Source organism: Sphingomonas sp. GW821-FHT09E03 (assembly GCF_059416225.1).
In genome coordinates, this window is the sequence record NZ_JBWKOS010000004.1 from 449,478 (window position 1) to 472,712 (window position 23,235).

The 23,235-nt window shown below is 68.1% G+C and carries 17 protein-coding genes and 1 tRNA gene; 11 read left to right on the forward strand and 7 right to left on the reverse strand.

What is annotated here, in order from left to right:
• Positions 1–104: 104 nt before the first annotated feature.
• Together AC07M8_RS12585 and cysS are read left to right on the forward strand one after the other, a co-directional pair.
• Positions 105–1,010 (forward strand): dioxygenase family protein, encoded by a 906-nt coding sequence (locus tag AC07M8_RS12585; RefSeq protein ID WP_495174653.1) that lies wholly within the window; start codon positions 105–107, stop codon positions 1,008–1,010.
• An 80-nt stretch (positions 1,011–1,090) separates the two neighbouring features.
• Complete coding sequence (gene cysS / locus AC07M8_RS12590; RefSeq protein ID WP_495174654.1) at positions 1,091–2,524, forward strand: cysteine--tRNA ligase; 1,434 nt, start codon at positions 1,091–1,093, stop codon at positions 2,522–2,524.
• A gap of 172 nt (positions 2,525–2,696) precedes the next feature.
• Here the strand turns inward: cysS and AC07M8_RS12595 are convergent, their stop codons facing one another.
• The gene (locus AC07M8_RS12595) at positions 2,697–3,698 is read right to left on the reverse strand and encodes a M48 family metalloprotease (protein WP_495174655.1); all 1,002 of its coding nucleotides are present in this window, start codon (positions 3,696–3,698) and stop codon (positions 2,697–2,699) included.
• A gap of 306 nt (positions 3,699–4,004) precedes the next feature.
• Here AC07M8_RS12595 and AC07M8_RS12600 point away from each other — a divergent pair, with 306 nt between their 5' ends.
• From AC07M8_RS12600 to AC07M8_RS12610, 3 genes are all read left to right on the forward strand, one after another.
• Entirely contained in the window at positions 4,005–5,378 is a 1,374-nt protein-coding gene (locus AC07M8_RS12600) for a class II 3-deoxy-7-phosphoheptulonate synthase (RefSeq protein WP_495174656.1), read from the forward strand.
• Positions 5,379–5,458: 80 nt separating this feature from the next.
• Positions 5,459–5,533 (forward strand) — tRNA-Glu (locus AC07M8_RS12605).
• Positions 5,534–5,672: 139 nt separating this feature from the next.
• A complete protein-coding gene (locus AC07M8_RS12610) occupies positions 5,673–7,043 on the forward strand; it encodes a cation:proton antiporter (protein ID WP_495174714.1) in 1,371 nt (456 codons plus the stop codon).
• Positions 7,044–7,092: 49 nt separating this feature from the next.
• Here AC07M8_RS12610 and AC07M8_RS12615 read toward each other — a convergent pair whose 3' ends face one another.
• Genes AC07M8_RS12615 through AC07M8_RS12625 form a run of 3 tightly spaced genes read right to left on the reverse strand, consistent with a single transcriptional unit; the run spans position 7,093 to position 13,056 of the window.
• The gene (locus tag AC07M8_RS12615; RefSeq protein ID WP_495174657.1) at positions 7,093–8,643 is read right to left on the reverse strand and encodes an efflux transporter outer membrane subunit; all 1,551 of its coding nucleotides are present in this window, start codon (positions 8,641–8,643) and stop codon (positions 7,093–7,095) included.
• Between the two features lie 6 nt (positions 8,644–8,649).
• Entirely contained in the window at positions 8,650–11,859 is a 3,210-nt protein-coding gene (locus AC07M8_RS12620; RefSeq protein WP_495174658.1) for an efflux RND transporter permease subunit, read from the reverse strand.
• Positions 11,860–11,865: 6 nt separating this feature from the next.
• Complete coding sequence (locus AC07M8_RS12625) at positions 11,866–13,056, reverse strand: efflux RND transporter periplasmic adaptor subunit (RefSeq protein ID WP_495174659.1); 1,191 nt, start codon at positions 13,054–13,056, stop codon at positions 11,866–11,868.
• A gap of 108 nt (positions 13,057–13,164) precedes the next feature.
• On the opposite strand from AC07M8_RS12625, the gene AC07M8_RS12630 reads away from it, so the two are divergent.
• A complete protein-coding gene (locus AC07M8_RS12630) occupies positions 13,165–13,809 on the forward strand; it encodes a TetR/AcrR family transcriptional regulator (protein WP_495174660.1) in 645 nt (214 codons plus the stop codon).
• Here the strand turns inward: AC07M8_RS12630 and AC07M8_RS12635 are convergent.
• Positions 13,793–17,587, reverse strand: coding sequence for a PAS domain S-box protein (locus AC07M8_RS12635; RefSeq protein ID WP_495174661.1), 3,795 nt, complete (start codon positions 17,585–17,587; stop codon positions 13,793–13,795). The genes AC07M8_RS12630 and AC07M8_RS12635 overlap by 17 nt on opposite strands.
• Positions 17,588–17,730: 143 nt before the next feature.
• On the opposite strand from AC07M8_RS12635, the gene AC07M8_RS12640 reads away from it, so the two are divergent.
• Positions 17,731–18,129: a (R)-mandelonitrile lyase gene (locus AC07M8_RS12640; protein WP_495174662.1), complete on the forward strand. Its 399-nt coding sequence runs from the start codon at positions 17,731–17,733 to the stop codon at positions 18,127–18,129.
• Positions 18,130–18,253: 124 nt separating this feature from the next.
• Positions 18,254–18,946: a RibD family protein gene (locus AC07M8_RS12645; RefSeq protein WP_495174663.1), complete on the forward strand. Its 693-nt coding sequence runs from the start codon at positions 18,254–18,256 to the stop codon at positions 18,944–18,946.
• Between the two features lie 28 nt (positions 18,947–18,974).
• Here the strand turns inward: AC07M8_RS12645 and AC07M8_RS12650 are convergent, their stop codons facing one another.
• On the reverse strand, positions 18,975–19,526 hold the full coding sequence (locus AC07M8_RS12650; RefSeq protein ID WP_495174664.1) for a hypothetical protein: 552 nt from the start codon (positions 19,524–19,526) through the stop codon (positions 18,975–18,977).
• 359 nt (positions 19,527–19,885) lie between these two features.
• On the opposite strand from AC07M8_RS12650, the gene AC07M8_RS12655 reads away from it, so the two are divergent.
• Genes AC07M8_RS12655 through AC07M8_RS12665 form a run of 3 tightly spaced genes read left to right on the forward strand, consistent with a single transcriptional unit; the run spans position 19,886 to position 22,322 of the window.
• Positions 19,886–20,851 carry a methionine ABC transporter ATP-binding protein gene (locus AC07M8_RS12655; RefSeq protein WP_495174665.1) on the forward strand — a complete coding sequence of 322 codons (966 nt, stop codon included), beginning with the start codon at positions 19,886–19,888 and terminating at the stop codon, positions 20,849–20,851.
• Complete coding sequence (locus AC07M8_RS12660; RefSeq protein WP_495174666.1) at positions 20,848–21,513, forward strand: methionine ABC transporter permease; 666 nt, start codon at positions 20,848–20,850, stop codon at positions 21,511–21,513. Before AC07M8_RS12655 ends, AC07M8_RS12660 begins: the two co-directional genes overlap by 4 nt.
• Before the next feature lie 14 nt (positions 21,514–21,527).
• The gene (locus AC07M8_RS12665; protein WP_495174667.1) at positions 21,528–22,322 is read left to right on the forward strand and encodes a MetQ/NlpA family ABC transporter substrate-binding protein; all 795 of its coding nucleotides are present in this window, start codon (positions 21,528–21,530) and stop codon (positions 22,320–22,322) included.
• A gap of 9 nt (positions 22,323–22,331) precedes the next feature.
• On the opposite strand, the gene AC07M8_RS12670 is transcribed toward AC07M8_RS12665, so the two are convergent.
• Positions 22,332–23,231 carry a LysR substrate-binding domain-containing protein gene (locus tag AC07M8_RS12670; RefSeq protein ID WP_495174668.1) on the reverse strand — a complete coding sequence of 300 codons (900 nt, stop codon included), beginning with the start codon at positions 23,229–23,231 and terminating at the stop codon, positions 22,332–22,334.
• Positions 23,232–23,235: the final 4 nt, after the last annotated feature.

Genomic DNA, 23,235 nt, shown 5'->3' on the forward strand with positions numbered 1-23,235 from the left:
GCCCTGGCCGCAACATGGCGGTAACAAAGCGCGTTTCGCAGACATAACCGCGCAACGGTGCCCGCGCATCACCGTCCGGCTTTTACCCCGGGAGACGGATCAGCATGGATTACCACGACAACGACAACCACACCCACGGCCACAGCCTTGCCGACGACCTGCCGCTGATCGATGCGATGATCGCGCGCCGCCGGGCGCTAAAATGGTTCGTCGGCGCCGGCAGCGCCGCGCTGGTCGCCGGGTGCGGCGGCAGCGGAGCGGGCGATGTCGACGTGATCGCCGGCGCCACCGCCACCGCCACCCCGACTCCGACGCCGACCGCTACCGCGGGGCCGCTCGCGACGGCCACGGCCTGCATCGCCGAGCCCACCGAAACCGGTGGTCCCTACCCCGCCGACGGCACCAACACGTCGGGCGGTGCCACCTCGAACGTGCTCACCGTCAACGGCATCGTGCGCAGCGACATCCGCGCAAGCTTCATCTCCACCACCACGGTGGCGACGGGCGTGGAGATGACGCTCACCCTGACCCTGGTCGACGTCAACGCGAGCTGCGCCCCGCTTGCAGGCTTTGCGATCTACCTGTGGCATTGCGACCGCAACGGGCATTATTCGCTGTACAGCGGCGCCGCCGCGGAAAGCTATCTGCGCGGGGTGCAAGTGACCGACGCCAACGGCCAGGTCAGCTTCACCACCATCTTTCCCGCCTGCTACGACGGACGCTGGCCGCATCTGCATTTCGAGATCTTCTCGAGCCTCGGCAATGCGCTCGGCGGCCGCTATGCGGTGTTGACCTCGCAGCTGGCGCTACCCGCCGACTGGTGTGCGACGGTCTATGCCGACACCAGCACCTATCCCTCGAGCAGCGGCAACTTCGCGCGGGTCAGCCTGGCGAGCGACATGGTGTTCGGCGACAACAGCGATGCCCAGCTCGCACAACAGACCTCGGCGGTGACGGGGGCGGTGGCGACGGGGCTGGTCGCGACGGCAGTGATCGGGATCGCACGCTAGCGACGCGGCGCGCTGCTCGAGACAGCGGGAACATGGCAGCGCTCTTGGCGCGGGTCGGTCGGCAGGGCTAAGGCGGGCGGATGACGTCGCTCACCTTATACAACAGCCTGACCCGCAGCCTCGAAGCGTTCCAGCCGGAGGATCCGGCCAACGTACGGGTCTATTCGTGCGGGCCGACGGTGTACCATTATGCCCATATCGGCAATCTGCGCGCCTATGTGTTCACCGATACGCTGGCGCGGGTGCTGCGCTGGACCGGCCATGGCCTCACCCATGTGATCAACATCACCGACGTCGGCCATCTCACCTCCGATGCCGATGCCGGCGACGACAAGATGGAGGCGGCGGCGCGGGCGAGCGGGCAGGACATCTGGGCGATCGCGCGCCACTATACCGACGCATTCAAGCAGAATTTGCGCGACCTCAACATCGGCGATCCCACCCATTTCCCGCTCGCCACCGACCATGTCGAGGCGATGATCGCGTTCGGCGTCACGATCGAGGAGCGGCATTGCTACCGCCTGGCCGACGGGCTGTATTTCGACACCAGCACCGTGCCCGATTATGGGCGTTTGGCGCGGGCGCAGGACGATGTCGGCGAGAGCCGGATCGACGTGGTCGAAGGCAAGCGCCACCCGGCCGATTTCGCGATCTGGCGGACCTCGGCGCCCGGCGAGAACCGGCAGATGGAATGGGACAGCCCCTGGGGCCGCGGCGCGCCGGGCTGGCATCTCGAATGCTCGGTCATGGGCCGCCACTTCCTCGGCGCGCATTTCGACATCCATACCGGCGGGATCGACCATCGCGAGATCCACCATCCCAATGAGATAGCGCAGAACCAGGCGTTCGGCGGCTGCACCGGCGGCAGCCCGATCGACACCGGGGCTAGCGTTTGGATGCACAACAACTTCCTGGTCGACCGTGGCGGCAAGATGTCCAAGTCGTCGGGCGAGTTCCTGCGGCTGCAGGCGCTGGTCGATCGCGGCTTCCACCCGCTCGCCTACCGGTTGATGTGCCTGCAGGCGCAGTATCGCAGCGAACTCGATTTTTCCTGGGACAATCTGGCCGCGGCAGCGACGCGGCTGAAGCGGCTGGTGCAGACGGTCGCGGCGCTGAAGGCCAAGCCCCCTGCCCCCGCGGCGGCGAGCGCCGCGGCCTATCGCGAGCGGCTCGCCGCCGCGGTCGCCGACGACCTCAACACGCCCAGGGCGCTGCCGGTGCTCGACGAACTGCTCGCCGACAAGAAGGTATCGGCGGCCGACCGGGTGGCGGCGCTGGCTGATTTCGACGCGGTGCTCGGGCTCGACCTGCTTGCACTGACCCGCGAGGATCTGCGGGTGCGGCCCGCCGATGCCGGGATCGACGAGGCGGGGATCGCCGCGCGGCTGGCGGAGCGGCGCGAAGCGCGCGCGGCGAAGGATTTCCCGCGCTCCGATGCGATCCGCGACGAGCTCACCGCGGCGGGCGTCGAGGTGATGGATGGCGATCCGCTGGGATGGGATTGGAAGGTGTAGGGTTAGAGGCGTCGGGACGGTGACGGTGCGCGCGTGACCACCCGCTCCCTTAAGCCGTCACCCCAGCGAACGCTGGGGTCTTGCGCGGCTCCTGTCCCGCGCCATCGCCAGAGATCCCCGCTTCCGCTGGGATGACGGCATAATGACGGGATAATCGCGCAACAGCCGTTGCCTATTCCAGGGGCCGATCGCGCTCGGCAAGGACGGGCGGGACATAAGGCAGCGGCGCGTTGGCGGGGATGCGGGCGATCTCGTCGGCGAGCGCCTGGGCGCGGGCCTTGGACGAGGGATGGGTGCGGCTGCGGAACACCCCGCCATCGATGTCGCCGCCATGCTCGCGCCAGAAGCGCACCGCGAGATGCGGATCGTACCCCGCGTTGCGGATCAGGTGCAGGCCGAGCAGATCCGCCTGGTCCTCGGTGGTGCGGAACAGCCGGCCGTTGCGGCCGACCTCGGCGAGCAGCCCGCGGTTGACCTTGGCGGCATCGAGCCGGGCGCGGTGGCGCAGGATGTTGTGGGCGAGTTCGTGGGCGACGACCACTGCGACCTCGTCATCGCTGTAGCGTTCGAAGAAGCGTACGCCGAGCTGGACGATGCGGCCGTCGGCGGACGCCTCCATGCCGGGGCCGAGAAGCACCTCAAAGGCGCTGCGACAGCCGGGGCTCGCCGCGACGGTGTAGCGGTGGTGCTCGCCGCCCTGCAGGGTATCGACCACCAGCGGTCGGTCCGCCGGCTGCGCGGCGACCAGCGCATTGGCGGCGTCGCGCGCCTGGCTGGTCGCGGGAGCATTGCCGGGCGCTGCAGGGGCGAGCGGCTGACCGTCGATCGCGACGACCGACAGATTGTCGTGCAGCCCGGCGCGCGCCGCGGCCGAGCCCGGCACCACCGCCTCGATCGCAAGCGGCGCGTCGAAGCCGAACGCGGTGCGCGCGGCGGCGCGCAGACCGGGGTCGTACTGGCCGAGGCCATGCAGCGCCCAGCCGGGGGTCGGCGCGAGATCGCGGCATAGCGCGGCGTTGGCGGTGGTGAGGCGGTAGGCGATCGCCGCCATCCGGCCGCCGACCGCACGCAGCGCGGTAAAGGTCGCGGCGGGATCATCGGCCGCGGTAGCGGTGATCGGGGTGGCGATCAGGGCAAGGGCAGCAAGGCGGGCGGCGAGCGAGGCGACGGTCATCGGGGGTGGTTCTAGTCGCCGGCAGGCGGGATGGCCATTGGTCGCGGGGGCGACGTGGGCGGATCGGCTGAGAACCTGCCCTGCTCTGCCCCCATCCCGTCGATCCGGCTAACGCCGGGACCTCCTTGGGAAAGGCCGCCGCTCGCCGCGAGAGACCCTGGCGCCCGCGGGGGTGACGGATTTGAACGGGATTAGCGAATGCCCCCCGGCATGGCGAAGAACCGCCTATCTTTCGCCCAAGCCCTGCTTAATTGCGTCGGCGGCCATTTCGGCGCATGAACCCGCGCCTCAACCGAGGAATTCATCATGGCCGCCCACTGGGCCCCCGACAGCTGGACGCGCGCCGAAGCGCGGCAGCTTCCCGATTATCCCGATGCCGCCGCGCTCAAGGCGGCGACCGACACGCTCGGCTCGTTCCCGCCGCTGGTGTTCGCCGGCGAGGCGCGCAACCTGACGAGCGAGCTCGCCGATGTCGCCGCCGGCAAAGCGTTCCTGCTCCAGGGCGGCGATTGCGCCGAGAGCTTCGCCGAATTCCACCCCAACAACATCCGCGATACCTTCCGCGTCATCCTGCAGATGGCGGTGGTGCTGACCTATGCCGGCAAGCTGCCGGTGGTGAAGCTCGGGCGGATGGCAGGGCAGTTCGCCAAGCCGCGCTCGACCGCGACGGAGACGATCGATGGCGTCGAGCTGCCGAGCTATCGCGGCGACAACGTCAACGACATCGCTTTCACCCCCGAGAGCCGGATCCCCGATCCGCAGCGGATGGTGCGCGCCTATTCGCAATCGGCGGCGACGCTCAACCTGCTGCGCGCCTTCGCGCAGGGCGGCTATGCCAATCTCGCGCAGGTCCATCGTTGGACCCACGACTTCATGGGCCGCAGCCCGTGGTCGAAGAAATATGCCGAGACCGCCGACCGGATCGGCGAGGCGCTCGAATTCATGGCGGCGTGCGGGATCAACCCCGAGACGGTGCCGCAGCTCGCGCAGACCAGCTTCTTCACCAGCCACGAGGCGCTGCTGCTGCCGTTCGAGCAGGCGCTGACGCGTCAGGACAGCCTGACCGGCGACTGGTATGACACGTCCGCGCACTTCCTGTGGATCGGCGACCGCACCCGTTTCGAGGGCTCGGCGCATGTCGAGTTCCTGCGCGGCATCGGCAACCCGATCGGGCTGAAATGCGGGCCGAGCCTGGAGCCGGATGCGCTGCTGCGGATGCTCGACACGCTCAACCCCGGCCGCGTGCCGGGACGGATGACGCTGATCACCCGCTATGGCTATGACAAGATCGAGGCAGCGCTGCCGCGGCTGGTCCGCGCCGTGACCCGCGAGGGCCATCCGGTGGTGTGGAGCTGCGATCCGATGCACGGCAACACCGTCAAGGCGGTGACCGGCTACAAGACCCGGCCGTTCGACCGCATCCTCGCCGAGGTGCGCGGCTTCTTCGCGGTGCACCGCGCCGAGGGCACGCACGCCGGCGGCATCCATGCCGAGATGACCGGGCAGAACGTCACCGAATGCACCGGCGGCGCGGTCGACGTCACCGAGCAGAGCCTCGCCGATCGCTATCACACCCATTGCGATCCCCGGCTCAACGCCGGGCAGAGCCTGGAGCTCGCCTTCCTGCTCGCCGAGATGCTCAACGCCGAAATGGCCGAGCGCCGCAAGGTCGCGGCCTGAGTGCACGCCCCTTGAAAAACAGCGCCGGGCGGACTTGACGCCCGGCGCCGTCCCACGTAATTGCGCGCCTCCACCGTATCGGCCCCTTCGTCTAGCGGTTAGGACGACGCCCTCTCACGGCGTAAGCACGAGTTCGATTCTCGTAGGGGTCACCATGGTTTTCCAGCGATCGAGCCGATCGTCGCCGCGTCGTTTGCGGCGATGCGATCGCTTGCCTCTTGCATCCGCCCGCCGCTTTGCTGTTTACCCGCCGCAATGACGGGCGGAGCGTACCGCCGCGCATGGGGAGTGATGATGGACGACTGGTGGGAGAGCCTGGGCAAGACGGTCTCGGGCGTGTTGTCTGCGCACGGGCCGGCGGTGCCGGCGGCGGCGCACAGCTATGCGCCGGGTGATTTCAGCATCCACTTCTTCCTCCAGCTCGCGGTGATCCTGGTTGCGTGCCGGCTGGTCGGCTGGCTCGGCAAGAAGCTGCTCGGCCAGCCGCAGGTGGTCGGCGAGATGATCGCGGGCGTGCTGCTCGGGCCGTCGCTGTTCGGCCTGGCGCTGCCCGACCTGCAGGGCGCAGTCTTCCCCAAGGAAACCAAGAACGTGCTCTATGCGGGCGCGCAGCTCGGCGTCGGCCTCTACATGTTCCTGGTCGGCACGACGCTGCGGCTCGACCATTTCCGCACCAAGGCACGCAGCGCCTCGATCGTGTCGCTGGCGGGGATTGCCGCGCCGTTCGGGATCGCGGTGCTGATCACGCCGCTGCTGCTCGGCGTGCCCGGGCTGTTCGCGGCGGGGATCAGCCAGGCCAATGCGACGCTGTTCCTCGGCGCGTGCATCGCGCTCACCGCCTTTCCGATGCTGGCGCGGATCATCAACGAACGCGGCCTCGCCGACAGCGCGCTCGGCACGCTGTCGCTCACCGCGGGGGCATTCGACGATGCCTGTTCGTGGTGCGTGCTGGCGATCGTGCTCGCGACCTTCGGCGGCGGCCCGGGCGTGGCGATCCTGGCGATCGGCGGCGGGCTGCTGTGGGCGCTGTTCGTGCTGCGCGCCGGGCCGCGGCTGCTGGCGCCGCTCGCCCGCACCGTCGAGACGGAGGGCGAGATGAGCATCCAGGTGTTCGCGCTGGTGATGATCGCCTTCTGCCTGTCAGCCTTCCTAATGGACGTGATCGGCATCCACGCGATCTTCGGCGGCTTCATCCTCGGCGTGGTGATGCCGCGCGGGCTGCTCGCCGCCGAGATCAAGCGCAAGCTCGAGCCGCTCACCGTGGTGCTGCTGCTGCCGATGTTCTTCACTTACTCGGGGCTCAACACCCGGATGGACATGGTCAACTCGCCGAGCCTGCTGCTGATCGCGCTCGGCATTCTGGTGGCCTCGGTGATCGCCAAGGGCGGCGCCTGCTACCTCGCCGCGCGGCTGTCGGGCGAGGACAATCGCACCGCGCTCGGCATCGGCGCGCTGATGAACTCGCGCGGGCTGATGGAGCTGATCATCATCAACATCGGCCTGCAGAAGGGCATCATCGGCCCGACGCTGTTCTCGATGCTGGTGCTGATGGCGATCGTCACCACGATGATGGCGAGCCCGCTGTTCGAGCTGTTCTACGGGCGCAAGGGCCGCGAGACCGGCGAACTCGCTGCGCTGACGCCGCGGCCATCCGCGGCGGCGTGATTGGTATGGGTTGGGGCGGTGCAGCCATGCGCTGGACCGCCCCAGAAGATCAGGGCCGCGTGGCGGTGACCGGCGCGCGCTCGTCGGGATCGAGGCCGCCGCCGAGCGAGCGATAGAGCTCGACCAGATTGCTCTCGCGGTTGAGCCGGGTCGTCACCAGCTGCTGCTGCGCTGAATAGGCCGTACGCTGCGAATCGAGCGTGGTCAGGAACGACTCGACACCCGCACGGTAGCGGGCATCCGAGATGCGCAGCGCCGCGGTGGCGGCATCGACCCGCGCGGTCTGCGCGGCGATCTGCTCGTCGATCGTGCCGCGCTGCGCGAGCGCATCTGCGACCTCGCGGAACGCGGTCTGCACCGCGCGCTCATAGGTCGCGACGGCGGATTGCTGCTGCGCCTCGGCGACGCGGACGTTTCCGCGAAGGCGACCACCGTCAAACAGCGGCAGCGCGATGGAAGGTGCGCCGGTGTAGGTGAAGCTGCCGCCAGCGAACAGGCCACCGAGCGCGGTGCTGATCGTACCCAGCGTCGCGGTGAGCGAAATGTTCGGGAACAGCGCCGCGCGCGCCGCGCCGATGTTGGCATTCTGCGCGATCAGCTGATGCTCGGCCTGGAGCACGTCCGGCCGGCGCAGCAGCACCGCCGACTCGATCCCCGCCGGCAGCGCCTGGATGGCGGCGCCGCCGGTGCCAAGGCCCTGCGGCAGATTGTCGGGCGAGACCGGCGCGCCGACCAGCAGGTCGAGCGCATTCTTGTCCTGCGCCAGTCGGGTCCTGAGCACGGCGATGTCGTTGCGCGCTGCCTGGTAGGTCGTCTCCGCCTGACGTGCCTCAAGCTCCGAGGCGACGCCGATGCGGAACTGCGCGCGGGTCAGTTCGAGCGACTGCTCGAACGACTTCAGCGATTCCTGCGAGATGCGCAGCTGATCCTGGTCCGACGCGAAGGTCAGCCAGGCGGTGGCGATTTCCGCGATCAGCGCGATGCGGGTGGAGCGCTGCGCTTCCTCGGTCGCGAAATACTGCTCGAGCGCGGCCCGGCTGAGATTGCGGACGCGGCCGAACAGATCAAGCTCGTACGCCGAGAAGCCGACGTTGAGCGAATAGAATTCGTAATTGGACGAGGTCGATCCGACCGCGGATGCGGCGCCCGTGCCGGTACCGGTGCCCGCGCCGACCCCCGTGCCGGTACCAGTACCCGTTCCCGTTCCGGTGCCGCCGGTCGCGGCGCCCGCGAGGGCGCCTGACGCGCCCTGGACGTTGTTGGTATAGGTAGCCGACCCCGACAGCGTCGTCGAGGGCACCAGATCCGCGCGCTGGATGCGATATTGCGCGCGGGCCTGGAGTACGTTCGCCGCCGCAACGCGCAGGTCACGGTTGTTGTCGAGCCCGAGCGCGATCGTGGCGCGCAGGCGATCGTCGGTGAAGAACGACCGCCAGCCGATCTTGGTGACGTCAGGACCATCGGTGGAGGCGGCGGGGTAGACCCCGCCCTGCGGCAGCGCCGCCGGCACCTCACCGACCGGCCGCACGTAATGCGGCGCGAGATTGCACCCGGCGAGCGCGGTGGCTGCCAGCAGGGCGAGGACGCATTTGCTATTCATCACAACTCAGGCTCCCTGCGGCGCGGGGCTGGGCCCGCGCTCGCCGTCATCATGGCGTCCATGATCATCATCGTGCGGATGGTCTTGCGCCACCGCCTCGTCTTTCCGGGCGCTCCCGAACAGCCGCAACACGACGATGAAGAACATCGGGACGAAGAAGATCGCCAGCACCGTCGCCGAGAACATGCCGCCGACCACGGCGCGGCCGATGGCGTTCTGGCCGCCGGCGCCCGCGCCGTTGGCGATCGCCAGCGGGAACACGCCGAAGATGAACGCCAGACTGGTCATCAGGATCGGGCGAAGCCTGAGCTTCGCCGCGTCGATGGCCGCGTCGAAGGCGTTGAGGCCGTGACGCATCCGCTCTTCCGCGAACTCCACGATCAGGATTGCGTTCTTCGCCGAGACACCGATCGTGGTGATCAGGCCGACCTGAAGGTAGATGTCGTTGTTAAGGCCGGTGAGCCGCGCCGCGAGCAGCGCACCGACGACGCCCAGCGGCACCACCAGCATTACCGAAATCGGCACCGACCAGCTTTCATACAGCGCCGCGAGGCACAGGAAGACGATCAGCAGCGACAATCCGTATAGCGCCGGTGCCTGGCCGCCCGACAGCTGCTCTTCGTAGCTGAGGCCGGTCCAGTCGAGCCGCGTGCCGGGCGGCAGCTTGGCCTGCATGTCCTGCATCGCCTTCAGCGCAGCGCCCGACGACACGCCCGGCGCCGGCTGGCCGAGAATTTCCATCGACGGCTGGCCATTGTAACGGGTCAGCTGGGTCGCCCCCTGGCTCCACGACAGCGTCGAAAAGGCAGTGAACGGGGTCATGGTGCCGCTGGCGTTGCGCACGTAGAGGTCGCCGAGATCCTCGGGGTTCATGCGATACGGCGCATCGACCTGGATGTAGACGCGCTTGACCCGGCCACGATCGATGAAGTCGTTGACGTAGGAACCACCCCAGGCCGTCGCGATCGTGCTGTTGACCGCGGCCAGGTCGAGCCCGAGTGCGCGGGCCTTGTCCTGATCGACGATGACCTTGAGCTGCGGCGCATCGTCCAGCGCATTGGGGCGTACGCCCACCAGCGACTTGTTCTGCGACGCCATGCCCAGCAGCTGGTTGCGCGCGGCGAGCAGCTTGTCATGGCCGATGCCGTTTTCGTCGACAAGCTGCATATCGAAGCCGGTGGCGTTGCCGAGTTCCTGCACCGCCGGCGGGATGACCGCGAAGATCAACCCATCCTTATATTGCGAGAACACACCCATCGCGCGGCCGATCACGGCCTGCGCCTTGTTCGCTGCCCCCGGCCGGTCCTTCCACTCCTTCATCGGCATGAAGGCGATGCCGCTGTTCTGGCCGGTACCGGCGAAGCTGAAGCCGTTGATGGTGTAGACGCCGCGGATCGCGTCGCCCGCATCGCTGAGGAAATGGTCACGGACCAGATCCAGGCCCTTCTGGGTGCGTGCGGTGGTCGCGCCCGGCGGTCCCTGGACCAGCGCGATCATCACGCCCTGATCCTCGTCGGGCAGGAAGCCGGTCGGCAGCCGCATGAACAGGAAGGTCATGCCGGCGACGATCAGCGCATAGACGATCAGCGAACGGCCCCAACGGGTGGAGGTGGCGCGTACGCCGCGTTCGTAGCGGGCCTGGCCACGATCGAACCGGTCGTTGAACCAGCGGAAGAAGCGCGCCAGCGGGCCATGACCCTCGTTCTTGTTGGGATTATGCGGCTTGAGGATGGTCGCGCACAGCGCCGGGGTGAGGATCAACGCCACGGCGATCGAGAGCACCATGGCCGAGACGATGGTGATCGAGAACTGGCGATAGATCACGCCGGTCGATCCACCGAAGAATGCCATCGGCAGGAACACCGCCGACAGCACCAGCGCAATGCCGATCAGCGCGCCCGTGATCTCGTCCATCGATTTGCGCGCCGCTTCCTTCGGCGTCAAATGCTCGGTGGTGATCAATCGCTCGACGTTCTCGACGACGACGATCGCGTCGTCGACCAGCAAGCCGATCGCCAGCACCATGCCGAACAGGGTGAGCGTGTTGATTGAATAGCCGAACATCGCCAGCACCGCGAAGGTACCGGTCAACACCACCGGCACTGCGATCGTCGGGATCAGCGTTGCGCGGAAGTTCTGGAGGAACAGGAACATGACGAGGAAGACGAGCACCACCGCCTCGACCAGCGTCTCGATCACCTGCTCGATGGAGAGCCGGACGAACGGCGACGTATCGTAAGGGAAGATGACCTTGACGTCGGGCGGGAACTGCTTGGCGATCGCGTTGACCCGCTCCTTGACCGCCACGACGGTGTTGAGCGCGTTGGCGCCCGGCGCCAGCTTGATGCCGATGCCCGAAGCGGGCTTGCCGTTCCACTGTGCCGAGAAGCCGTAATTCTCTGCCCCGATCGCGACCCTGGCGACATCACCCAGCCGGACCACCGAGCCATCCGTGTTGCTCTTGAGGCGGATCTGCGCGAACTGCTCGGGCGTGTTGAGGCGCGACGAGACGGAGACCGTCGCGTTGAGCATCTGCTCCTTGGGCGCGGGCTGCGCACCGATCTGCCCCGCCGAGACCTGCGCGTTCTGCGCCGTCACCGCATCGGTAACGTCGGTCATGGTCAGCGCGTAATTGTTGAGCTTGAGCGGATCGACCCAGATGCGCATCGCATATTGCGACCCGAAGATCTGGGTGTCGCCGACGCCGGCGACGCGTGCCAGCGGATCCTGGATCTTGGACGCAACGATGTCGGCGAGATCGTCCGCGTCGTGCTGACCGTTTTCGGAATAGAGACCGACGAACAGCAGGAAGTTCTGCGTCGCCTTGGCGACGATGATGCCCTGGCGCTGGACCTCTTGCGGCAGCAACGGCGTCGCCGCCTGCAGCTTGTTCTGAACCTGGACCTGGGCAATGTCAGGATTGGTGCCCTGCTCGAAGGTCAAGGTGATCGTGACGGTGCCGGCCGACGAGGAGTTGGACGAGAAGTAGCGAAGGTGATCGATCCCCTTCATCTGCTGCTCGATGATCTGGGTGGTCGTATTCTCCAGCGTCTGCGCGTCGGCACCCGGATAGGTCGCAGTGATCGAGACCGCCGGCGGCGCGATCGCAGGGAACTGCGCGATCGGCAGGCTGCGCACCGACAGGATGCCGGCGATGACGACCATCACCGCCAGCACATAGGCGAAGATCGGACGATCGATAAAATAGCGTGACATGGCTGGTTACTTCGCCTGTGCCTGCGCCTGGCCCTGCTGCGGCGGGGTGCCGGCGGGCTTGGCATTGGGGTTCCAGGGCTGCCCCTTCACGGGCATGCCCGGACGCAGCATCATGGCGCCTTCGACGATGACCTTTTCGCCGGGCTTGATCCCGCCGGTCACCAGCCAATTGTCGCCGACCGTGCGGCTGGCCTGCAGCGTGCGCGGCTCGATCTTGTCGCCGGCGCCGATCACCAGCACCGTCGGCTGGCCCTTTTCGTCGCGGCTGACCGCGCGCTGCGGCACCAGCAGCGCCTTGGCCTGGGTGCCTTCAACCAGCGCGGCGCGGACGAACATGCCCGGCAGCAGCAGGCCGTTGGGATTGGGGAACAGCGCGCGTATCACCTGCGACCCGGTGGTGGGATCGACGGTGACGTCGGCGAAGCGCAACGTGCCCTGCGGGCCGTATTCGGTGCCGTCCTCGAGCTTCAGCTTGACGTGGGCATTGCCGTCACGGGTCAGCTGGCCGCTGAGGATCTGCTGGCGCAGCTTGAGCAGATCGGCGCTCGACTCGGTGATGTCGACATAGATCGGGTCGAGTCGCTGGATCGTCGCCAGCGGCGCGGTCTGCGAGGCGGAGACGAGCGCACCGGTGGTGAACGCCGAGCGACCGATCCGGCCGGTGATCGGCGCGCGGATGGTGGTACGATCGAGATCGATCTGCGCTGAGCGCAGCGCGGCCTGTTGGGCGGCGACATCCGCCTGCGCCTGCGCCGCGCTGGTCTGCGCATTTTCATATTCCTGGCGCGCGATCGCATTGATCTTGACCAGCTCGCCATAACGACGCGCGAGCGCGGCGCTCGAGGCGATGCTCGAGCGGGCGCGGGTGAGCGCGGCACGGGCGCTGGCGACCTGGGCCTGATAGGGCGCCGAGTCGATCCGGTAGAGCGGCTGGCCCTGGTGGACCATATCGCCCTCGACGAACAGGCGCTGGAGCACCAGGCCGTTCACCTGCGGGCGGACCTCGGAGGTCTCGAACGCGGTGGTGCGGCCGGGCAATTCGGTGGTCAGCGTCACCGGTTGCTCGCTCACCGCGACATAGCTCACGGTCGGCGGCCCCTGGGGAGCCTGCTGTTGCTGGTTGCCGCCACCGCAAGCCGCCAGGGCGAGCAAGGCGCTAGATGCCAACACACAGCCCATCAGCCGCTTGGAGAACATAGATTTTCCCGCTTGTAAAAAGGGTAGAGAGCGATCACTCACGAAACCGGTCGTTAGCTCGACCGTTCGAAGGCGTCAACAAGGCTGAGGAAGGTTTGCACAGTGCGCGTGGACGAAGGATGTTTGCCGACCCGCGCCGATCTGCGCCGTCACAACATCAAGGAAGTGGCGCGGCGGCTGTTCATCGAGCATGGCTTCCACGCGACCGGCATCGCGCTGATCGCCAAGGCGTCGGGCGTCGCCGTCCAGCAGCTCTATCGCGATTTCCCCGCCAAGGAGGACATCATCGCCGCGATCGTCGAGGCGGATTGCGAGCGGTTCGCCGATCTCGCGACGCTTGATGCCGCGCTCGCGGCGGAGGATCGCAAGGGCGTGCGCGACTGGCTCGCCTCCACCACCTGCCGCAAGGACAAGGAAGGCGATCGCCTGTTCCTCGAGATCGCCGCCGAAGCCTCGCGGAACAGCCGGATCGCGGCGATCCTCGCCTGCGTCCGCCAGACGATGTTCGACAACATCAGCCGCGCGTTCGCGGGCATGACCGGCAGCAGCGTCGTCACCGACGAGCATCGCCTGCTCGCCGAATCGTTCATGATCGTCTCGATCGGATCGATCTACACCCGCACCATGCACAGCGGCTTCGTCGAGCCGGCGAGTCGCAACCTGCTCTCGTGCCTGATCGACAATGCGCCTGGCGTCAAAGGCCAGGAGGGCTTCTGCTCGGCCAGGGTGGACGAGATCAAGCGACCAGCCTGATCGCCGCCACCGATTGCTCGATCCGCGCGGCGCGGGTGGTGCCGGGCCAGGCCGACAGCCCCTCCTCGAGCAGCCGTGCGGCATCGCCGAGCGCCGCCTCGCCGAACATCTCGGCGGTGCCGGCGAGCTTGTGCAGGCAATCGGCGACATCGGCGAGTTCCGCCTCGGCAAAAGTGGCGTCGCGCACCAGCGCGTCGAGCTTGGCGAGCGCCTCCTCCTTGCGCAGCCGGTAGCGGTCCTGCAGCTTGGGGCTGAACCGCGAGACGGGTGCCGCCGCCGACGCCGGTGGCGCAACAGCCCCTGCGGGAACGCCGCACCACCGCTCCAGCGTCGCGCGCAGCCCGTCGATCGTGAACGGCTTGGCGAGATGGCTCTGCATCCCGGCATCAAGGCAGGCGGCGACATCGTCGGCATAGGCGTTGGCGCTCAGCGCGACGATCGGCAGCGCCGCAGCGGTGAACCCGTCGCCGCGGATCTGCCGCGCCGCCTCGAGCCCGTCGACCTCGGGCATCTGCATGTCCATCAGCACCATGCCATAGGGATCGCCGGCGGCATCCGCGGCATGGACCATCACCATCGCCTGCCGCCCGTCGACCGCGAGATCGGACCGATAGCCCAGCCGATCAAGCATTGCCTTGATCAGCAGCTGGTTCACGTCGTGATCCTCGGCGACGAGGATGCGCCGGCTGTGGCACGCGCGCTGGTCGGCGCCAGCCGGCGTCTCGGCAGCGAGGCTGACCGGGGTCGCCGCGGTGCGGTGTGCGACCAAGGGCAGGCTGAGAAAGAAGCTGGTGCCGGTGCCGGCTTCGCTGGTGAGGCGCAGCTCGCCGCCCATCAGGCTCGCCAGCTGACTGCTGATCGCGAGCCCCAGCCCGGTGCCGCCATATTTGGCCGCGGTCATCCGCTCCGCCTGGACGAACTCCTGGAAGATCGCCGCCTGGCGATCGGGGGCGATGCCGATCCCGGTATCCGCCACCTCGATCAGCACGCCCTCACCCTGCCGCGCCGCGCTGAGCGTGATCGAGCCATGGTCGGTGAACTTGGTGGCGTTGCCGAGCAGGTTGAGCACGATCTGGCGCAGGCGCAGCCCGTCCCCCACCACCATCGGCGGCAGGTCGTCGGCGAGGTGGCAGTGCAAGGCCAGCCCCTTGCGCTGCGCGGCCGGCGCGACGAGCTTCATGCAGGCTTTCAACGCATGGAGCATGTCGAACGGCTCCGCGGCCATCTTCATCTGCCCGGCCTCGACCTTGGACAGATCGAGGATGTCGTTGAGCAGCCGCATCATCGCCTTGCCCGAATCGGCGATCAACTCGGTCTGTCGGCGCTGCTCGGGATTGAGATCGCCGGCGAGGAGCAGATCGGTGAAGCCGACCACGCCGTTCATCGGCGTGCGGATCTCGTGGCTCATGTTGGCGAGGAAGCTCGATTTCGCCCGCGCGGCTGCTTCGGCCGCGGCGCGCGCCTCGTGCAGCGCCAGCTCGGCGGCGACCTGGCGGCTGGCGTCGCGGCTGACGGAGATGATCCGGGTCTCGCCGTCATAGGGCGTGACCCGCGACGCGACCTCGATCCAGCGGAGGTCGCCCTCGGCATGCTTCATCCGCACCCGCACCGTCGCGACCGCGCCGACGCCCGCGGTCAGCACCGCGCGGGCATGCTCCCGGAACGCGTCGTGATCCTCGTCGACCACGATGTGATAGGGCGTGAGGCCGAGCAGCGCCGCGGGCTCATAGCCAAGAATGGTGCGCGAGGCAGGCGACATGAAGATGCAGCGGCCATCGACATGGTTGAGCGAGATCATGTCGCTCGCTTCCTCGGTGATCAGGCGGAAACGCTCTTCCTCCTGGCGCAGCAGCGCCTCGGCCTCGGCCTGTTCGGTGATGTCCTGGACGATGCCGAACAGCCCCCTGATCTCGCCAAAGCGATCGACGTCGACCTCGCCGCGGACGAGGATATGGACCCTGGCGCCATCGGGGCGGATGATCCGCGCCTTGAAGCCATAGCCTTCGCGCGTGGCATAAGCCTGCTCGACGATGGCCTTCACCCGGTCGCGATCGTCGGGGTGATAGAGCAGCAGCGCGCCATCGAACGACGGCGGCGTCCCCGGCGCCAGGCCGTGAATGCGATAGACCTCGTCGGACCAGAAATGCTCGCCGGCGAGCGTGTCGACGCGCCAGTGGCCGAGGCGCGCGACGCTCTCCGCCATGGTCAGCATCCGGTTGCTGTCGCGCAGGTCGTGGCTGCGGGCCTTGAGCGCCAGTTCGGCCTCGCGGGCGTCGGTGACGTCCTGGAACACACCGAACAGCGCCATCACCTTCTTGTCCGCCGCCATCTCCGGCCGGCCGCGCGCGATCACGTGGCGCATCGTCCCGTCCGGGCGGATCAGCCGGGCGCGAAACTCGTAAGGCTGGCCATTGGTGAGCGCCTCGGTGAACACCCGGGACACCGCGGCGCGATCATCCTCATGATAGGCCGCGAGCGCGGTATCGACCGGTGGACGGAAGCCGTGGGGCCGGCCATGGATGTCGCACACCGTGTCGGACCAGAAGGCGGTCTGGTCCGCCAGATCGACCCGCCAGTGACCGACCCCGCTCATCTCCTCGGCCATCAGCAGCATGCGATTCGCTTCTGCCAGATTGGCGCCTGCCTGCCGCAACGCGCTCTCGGCGCGACGTCGCTCGGTGACATCGGTGAGGCCGCCGAGCACGTGGACGGCGGCATCGTCGCGCGCGGTTTCGATGCGCGCGGTGGCGATGACGTCGAGCACGGTGCCGCCCCGCGTCACGCAGCGATATTCGCGCAGGCCGATTGTGCGGTCGCCCACCAGCGCAGGCCAATCCTCGGTGACGAACCGGTGCGCCGACTCGCCGGTGAGGAAGTCGGCGAACGGCCGACCGATCACCTCGCCATGCCGATAATCCATCAACGCCAGCCAGGCGTCGCTGACCTGATCGATCCGGCCCTCGCCATCCAGCGAATGGAGCGGCAGCGGCGTGCCGCGATACAGCGAGCGGAACCGCTCCTCGCTGCGGCGGAGGGCATCTGCCTCGCGCGCGGCCAGCACCGAGAAGCGCCGATCGAACATCGCGGCGACGAGCGCGAAGAACAGGATCAGCGCGGTCGCCGCGAAGACGCTGAACGCCAGCCCCATCGGCCCGACCCCGCTGCCGGCAGCGGAGCCATGGTGATGAATGGCATAGGTTGCCGCCTGCATGCCGGCGAAGTGCATGCCTGAAATCGCCACGCCCATCACCACCGCCGCGATCGCGCGCTGCGACACGCTGTTGTTGCGCCCGGCAAGCCACAGCGCGGTCGTCGCGGCGCCAATTGCGATCAGGATTGAGATCGTAACCCACAGTCGATCGAAACTCAGCGCCGCCGGCATCCGCATCGCGGCCATGCCCATGTAATGCATCGCCGCCACGCCGAGGCCCATGATGATCCCGGCAACCGCCAGCCTGGCGCCGACCGGATGGGGCCGATCGACCAGCAGGAACCCTGCCCCGGTCATCAGGATCGCGACACCCAGCGACGCGATTGTGAGGCCGACGTCATAGCTGACCGCCAGACCGGGCACGCTGTGCGCCAGCATTGCCACGAAGTGCATCGTCCAGATGCCCCCGCCCATCGCCACCGCGGCAGCCACCAGCCAGGATCGCCGCAGCCGGCCGCTCGAGGCACGGAGCCGTGCACCGAGATCCAGCGCGGTGTAGGAAGCGAAGATGGCGATCATCACCGACATGGCCACGAGCATGAAGTTGTTGGCGCCGGAATGCGTCATCTGGTCCCCTGAAAACGGCCGAGCGGTTACGCCCCGTAGAAATTCGTCACATTCGGTGCACTTGGGCTGGTAAAGAGTTTGGAAATAACCCGAACTGACCGACATTGCCGTGCGTTGACGCTGCCCAGCACGGAGACAGGACGATGGACATCACCCGCAGCGGATCGCAGGCCTCGGCAAGGGGCCCGGCCGACTATTTCACCGGCACGGTGCGTACCGACGGCGCCTTCAAGGGCAGCGGCGCGCTGAGCTGCGCGACGGTCACCTTCGAGCCCGGCGCGCGGACTGCCTGGCATACCCATCCGCTCGGCCAGACCATCGTCATCACCTTCGGGCTCGGCTGGGTTCAGCAGGAGGGCGGCACCATCGAGGAGGTGCGCCCGGGCGACATCGTGTTCTTCGCGCCAGGCGAGAAACATTGGCATGGCGCCTCGGCGCATGCGGCAATGAGCCACCTCGCGATCACCGAGGCGCAGGACGGCGTGGCGGTCGACTGGCTGGAGCAGGTGTCCGACGACGAGTATCGCGGCGGCGCGCGATGACCGTTGCAGGTGGCACGCGCGGCTCGACGCCGTCGGCCATCTTGCCGGCGCAGCAAGCTGGAGCGGGATCCGGGAACACGTTCGGCGGCGGCCGGCTATGTAGAGCAGAGGTGAACGCTTGCCCATGAAACCACGAATCATCTGCCTGATGCTGTCGTCGCTCGATGGCCGGCTGCATCCGAGCCGCTACACCACCAGCCCCGATGGCACCCGCCAGCAATGGTCGGCGGTGTACGAACGGGCGCATGACGCCCTGCAAGGCGACGCGTGGCTGGTCGGCCGGGTGACGATGGCGGAAATGGCCAAGGCGGTTGCGCATCCACCGCAGGCGCCGGGCACGGTGGAGCGACCGATCCATGTAGCGGCCCAGGCGACCAGCCATGCCATCGCGCTCGATCCGTCCGGCAAGCTGCACTTCGACGGCGGCACGCTGGGCGACGACCAGCTGATCGTCCTGCTCGGTCAGCATGTCACCGACGGCCACCTTGCCGAGCTGATGAACGATGGTGTTTCCTATATCGTCGCCGATGCGGCGGAGATCGACCTGCCGGCGATGTTCGAGCTGCTGGCGAGCCGGTTTGGCATCCGCCGGCTGCTGCTCGAGGGCGGTGGCACGGTCAACGGCGCGTTGCTGGCGGCCGGCGTGGTCGACGAGCTGCACGTGCTGGTCGCGCCCGCGCTGGACGGCGGCGCGGACGTGGCGGGTATCGTGGCGCATGGCGACGGCCTTGCCGGCGCGGTGCAGCTCAGCCTGCGCGAGGCGGAGACGCTGGACCATGGTGTCGTCGCGCTGCGCTATGGCGTGACCGTCGCCTGAAACCGTCGTCGGCGGCGTGGCCGATCGGTCAGGGTACCGAGAGCGGCGCGTCCATGCGGCTCGGGAAATGCGCGAACAATGCGGTCGCGAGCTTGTCGGCCACTGCGGCCGGCGTTCCCGCGGGTGTGTCCTCGACCTGAGCCGTCACCGCACTGCCGCTCCATAAGGCATGCTGATCGCCACGCTGCATCACCGTGACCGTCAGCCGGGTGACGACCAGTCCGTGGAGCGCGCTGTTGCTGGTGGGCAGGCTGAACTTCACCCCGGCGCTCCAGTTGCCGACGTCCGTCGCCGATGGCGACGCCTTGGCGCCCGATGTGACGACGCCGCGGGCCTGACGGGAAACCGAGACGAGCGCGACATAGCGGCTGTGGCTCGGCGCCGGCAGCGGCACGAAGCTGGTTTGCAGGATGGCGCGCTGCACGGCTTCACCAAATGACTGATCGCCCGACCGCGCGGCGGCGGCGCCATCACCCTGTTCGACGGTGATGGTGCCCGGTGCCAACGTGCCGGCATCGGCGGTGTCACCTGGGCTGGCGGACGCCGCAACGAGCATGGCGGCGATCAGGTGAAGATGCATCGGATGGGCCTCGCGGCTCGGGTGGGCCAAGAGCCGAGCCAGTGATGCCTATCGTGCGCGGTTGGCCGGCACAAGCGCAGGTCCGGACGCTGGTCCAGGCGCAGCCCCGGGCGTAGCCCGTCTTCCGTCTGGCGAAGACGGACTATGTTGAACGCGTGGCACGGTTCGCGGACATAGCGCCCCTTTCCCGCTATCATGGCCTTGCTGCGGCTCCGGCATGTGCCGAACCGTCTTGCCCGAGCTTTCGCAGAATAGATGACCAGCAACACACCCTATCCTACCGCCCTGTTGTCAATCATTGCGGCCAGCCCGCTGCCGTGGCGCAACACCAATCGTGGCGAGCCGGGGCAGACGAGCCGATGATCGAGCTTGTCGACGTCAGCAAATCCTTTGGTGCCCAGGCGGCATTGAGCGGCATCACCCTCACCGTGCCGCGCGGCGAGGTGTTCGGCATCATCGGTCGATCGGGCGCCGGCAAGTCGACGCTGGTGCGGCTACTCAACGGGCTCGAGCGACCGGACGCCGGCGCGGTGCTGATTGACGGCGTCGATGTGACCCGCCTCGCGCCGGCAGCGCTGCGCGGCCTGCGCCGGCGCGTCGGGATGATCTTCCAGAACTTCGGGCTGCTGTCGTCGCGCACCGTGTTCGACAATGTTGCGCTGCCGCTGCGGATCGCGGGCACCGAGCGCGCCGGCATAGCGGCGCGCGTCGCGCAATTGCTCGACCGCGTCGGGCTTGAGGATCATGCCGACAAATATCCGGCGCAGCTGTCAGGTGGGCAGAAGCAGCGCGTCGGCATCGCGCGCGCGCTCGCCACCGGCCCGGACATCCTGTTGTGCGACGAGGCGACCAGCGCGCTGGACCCGGAGACGACGCGCAGCATCCTGGCGCTGCTCGCCGATCTCAACTGCGATCTCGGCCTCACCGTCGTGCTCATCACCCACGAGATGGATGTGGTGCGGCAGGTGTGCGACCGCGTCGCCGTGCTCCACGCCGGGCGGGTGGTCGAGACCGGCAGCGTCGCCGACATCTTCCTCGGCCCGCAGGCGAGCGAAACCCGCGCGCTGCTCGCCACCCATGCCGATGGCGTCGGTCGGTTGCCGTTCGCGGGCCGCACGGTGCGGCTGCTGCTGCTCGGCGAGGCCGCGTCGTCGCCGCTCCTCACCCGCGTCGCCCGCGACACCGGGGTCGACATGACCATCCTCGACGGCCATGTCGGCCGGCTCAAGGACGTGCCGTTCGGGGAGCTGACGCTCGGCCTGATCGGCGGCGACCAGGAGGCGGCGCTCTCCGCGCTCGCGCGCCATGGCACGGTGATCGCATGAACGGCTGGTTCAGCCATGTCGCCTGGGGCGAGATCGTCCAGGCAAGCCTCGACACGCTGGCGATGCTGGCGGGGTCGCTGCTGCTCACCGTGATCGTCGGGCTGCCCCTCGGCGTTTTGCTGTTCCTCACCGGCCCCGGCGAGGTGTGGGCGAACCGCGTCGCCAACGGCGTGCTCGCGCTGGTCGTCAACCTGCTGCGCTCGGTACCGTTCATCATCCTGCTGATCGTGATGATTCCGTTCACCGTGCTGCTGGTCGGCACCTCGCTGGGCGTCGCCGGTGCGATCCCACCGCTGGTGGTGGGCACCGCGCCGTTCTTCGCGCGACTGGTAGAGACGGCGCTGCGCGAGGTGGACCGCAACACGATCGAGGCGGTGCAGGCGATGGGCGCGACCACCCGCGACCTGGTGGTACGGGCGCTGCTGCCGGAGGCGATGCCGGGGATCCTTGCCGGGATCACCGTGTCGGCCATCGCGCTGGTGTCGTTCACCGCGATGGCCGGCGTGGTCGGCGCCGGCGGCCTCGGCGATCTCGCGATCCGCTTCGGCTACCAGCGCTTCCAGACCGATGTCATGCTGGTGACGGTGGTGCTGCTGCTGATCCTCGTCCAGCTTCTCCAGATGATCGGCGACCGCCTGGTGCGGCGGGTGAGCCGGCGATGACCCAAGGAAATCCGATGAACCGCCGTCTCCTGCTCACCGCCGCCGCCGCGCTCGCCTTGTCCGGGTGCGGCCGTTCGGCCGCCACCGACCCCGATACGCTGACGGTCGCTGCCACTGCGGTGCCGCACGCGGAGATTCTAGACTTCATCAAGCCGACACTGGCGCGCGAGGGCGTAAAGCTCGATGTTCGGGTGTTCAACGATTATGTCCAGCCCAACGTCCAGGTCGCCGAGGGGCGGATCGCGGTCAATTATTTCGAGACGGCGCCCTATCTGGCCGAGTTCAACAAGGCGCAGGGCACCAAGCTGGTGACGCTCGCCGGCGTGCACGTCGAGCCGTTCGGTGGCTATTCGCGCCGCTGGAAGACGCTGGCGGCGCTGCCCGACCGCGCCACCGTCGCCATCCCCAACGAGCCGAGCAACAGCGGCCGCGCCCTGCAGTTGCTCGCCAAGGTCAAGCTGATCACGCTGCTCGATCCGACCAGCACCACCGCGACTCCCAAGGACATCGTCACCAACCCCAAGAACCTCCAGTTCCGCGAGCTGGAGGCGGCGACGCTGCCGCGGGTGCTCGACCAGGTCGATCTGGCGCTGATCAATACCAACTATGCGCTCGACGCCGGGCTCAACCCGACCCGCGACGCGCTCGTGATCGAGGACAAGAGCAGCCCCTATGTCAATTTCGTGGTCGGGCTGGACAGCGCGCGCAGGGATCCCAAGGTCGTCAAGCTGATCGCGGCGCTGCGCAGCCCGGCGGTGAAGAGCTTCATCGCGCAGAAATATCATGGCGCGGTGCTGCCGGCCTTCTGAGCCGCGCCGCTAGCGGCCCATGGCGAGATCGGCCGCGACCTCGGCGTGCAGCCATTCTCGGAAACGCTTGATCTTGGGCAGATGGCGGCGGTGCTCGGCGCAGACCGACCAATAAGCCTGGCCCATCGACGAGACCTGCGCGAACGGGCGGACCAGCCGGCCCTCGGCGATGTCGTTGCGCCAGAAGAAGGGGGTGAGCATCGCCAGCCCCTGCCCCGCCATCGCCGCCGCGCCCTCGCCCGTTTGCGAATCGAGCCGAATGCCGGGGCGCAGGGTGTCGCCCGGCACTGCGACGCCGGCCTCGCGCAGCCAGACGTTCCACCAGATATCGTGCTGGCTGATCACCGGCAGCGTCAGCAGGTCCGCAGGCTCGAGCGCGCCGCCATAAGCGGCTAAAAAGCGCGGCGAGCACATCGGCGTGAAGTCGATGTCGATCAGCCGCTCGGCGGCAAGGCCAGGCCAGTCGCCGTGGCCGCTGCGCACCGCGACATCGACCTCGTCCGCGGCGAAGTCGGCGAGCGCATCGATCGCGATCAGCCGCACCGCCATCGCTGGATTGGCCATCTGGAACCCGCCGAGCCGCCACGCGAACCAGGTGTTGGCGAAGGTAGTCGAGGTGGAGACGGTCAGCATCGCCTCGTTTTCACTGCGCAGTTGCGCAAAGGCGCCGTCGAGCACGTCGAAGGCGCGGCTGACCTCGAAGGCTGCCCGCCGGCCCGCCTCGGTCAGCTTCACCCGCTTGCGCTCGCGGCGGAACAAGGCGGTGCCGATCCGCTCCTCGAGAATACGGATCTGGTAGCTCACCGCCGCCTGGGTGAGGCCGAGTTCGGCGGCAGCGGCGGTGAAGTTCTCGTGGCGCGCGGCGGCCTCGAACACCCGGATCGCAGGCAAAGGCGGCAGCTGACGCATCGGG

Bases quoted from the DNA above. Each gene is read 5' to 3' on its own strand.
- AC07M8_RS12660 (WP_495174666.1), top strand. From the start codon at position 20,848: ATGAACGGCTGGTTCAGCCATGTCGCCTGGGGCGAGATCGTCCAGGCA.
- AC07M8_RS12620 (WP_495174658.1), bottom strand. From the start codon at position 11,859: ATGTCACGCTATTTTATCGATCGTCCGATCTTCGCCTATGTGCTGGCG.
- AC07M8_RS12640 (WP_495174662.1), top strand. From the start codon at position 17,731: ATGGACATCACCCGCAGCGGATCGCAGGCCTCGGCAAGGGGCCCGGCC.
- cysS (WP_495174654.1), top strand. From the start codon at position 1,091: ATGACGTCGCTCACCTTATACAACAGCCTGACCCGCAGCCTCGAAGCG.
- AC07M8_RS12655 (WP_495174665.1), top strand. From the start codon at position 19,886: ATGATCGAGCTTGTCGACGTCAGCAAATCCTTTGGTGCCCAGGCGGCA.
- AC07M8_RS12650 (WP_495174664.1), bottom strand. From the start codon at position 19,526: ATGCATCTTCACCTGATCGCCGCCATGCTCGTTGCGGCGTCCGCCAGC.
- AC07M8_RS12615 (WP_495174657.1), bottom strand. From the start codon at position 8,643: ATGAATAGCAAATGCGTCCTCGCCCTGCTGGCAGCCACCGCGCTCGCC.
- AC07M8_RS12600 (WP_495174656.1), top strand. From the start codon at position 4,005: ATGGCCGCCCACTGGGCCCCCGACAGCTGGACGCGCGCCGAAGCGCGG.
- AC07M8_RS12585 (WP_495174653.1), top strand. From the start codon at position 105: ATGGATTACCACGACAACGACAACCACACCCACGGCCACAGCCTTGCC.
- AC07M8_RS12645 (WP_495174663.1), top strand. From the start codon at position 18,254: ATGAAACCACGAATCATCTGCCTGATGCTGTCGTCGCTCGATGGCCGG.
- AC07M8_RS12670 (WP_495174668.1), bottom strand. From the start codon at position 23,231: ATGCGTCAGCTGCCGCCTTTGCCTGCGATCCGGGTGTTCGAGGCCGCC.
- AC07M8_RS12635 (WP_495174661.1), bottom strand. From the start codon at position 17,587: ATGACGCATTCCGGCGCCAACAACTTCATGCTCGTGGCCATGTCGGTG.
- AC07M8_RS12610 (WP_495174714.1), top strand. From the start codon at position 5,673: ATGGACGACTGGTGGGAGAGCCTGGGCAAGACGGTCTCGGGCGTGTTG.
- AC07M8_RS12625 (WP_495174659.1), bottom strand. From the start codon at position 13,056: ATGTTCTCCAAGCGGCTGATGGGCTGTGTGTTGGCATCTAGCGCCTTG.
- AC07M8_RS12665 (WP_495174667.1), top strand. From the start codon at position 21,528: ATGAACCGCCGTCTCCTGCTCACCGCCGCCGCCGCGCTCGCCTTGTCC.
- AC07M8_RS12595 (WP_495174655.1), bottom strand. From the start codon at position 3,698: ATGACCGTCGCCTCGCTCGCCGCCCGCCTTGCTGCCCTTGCCCTGATC.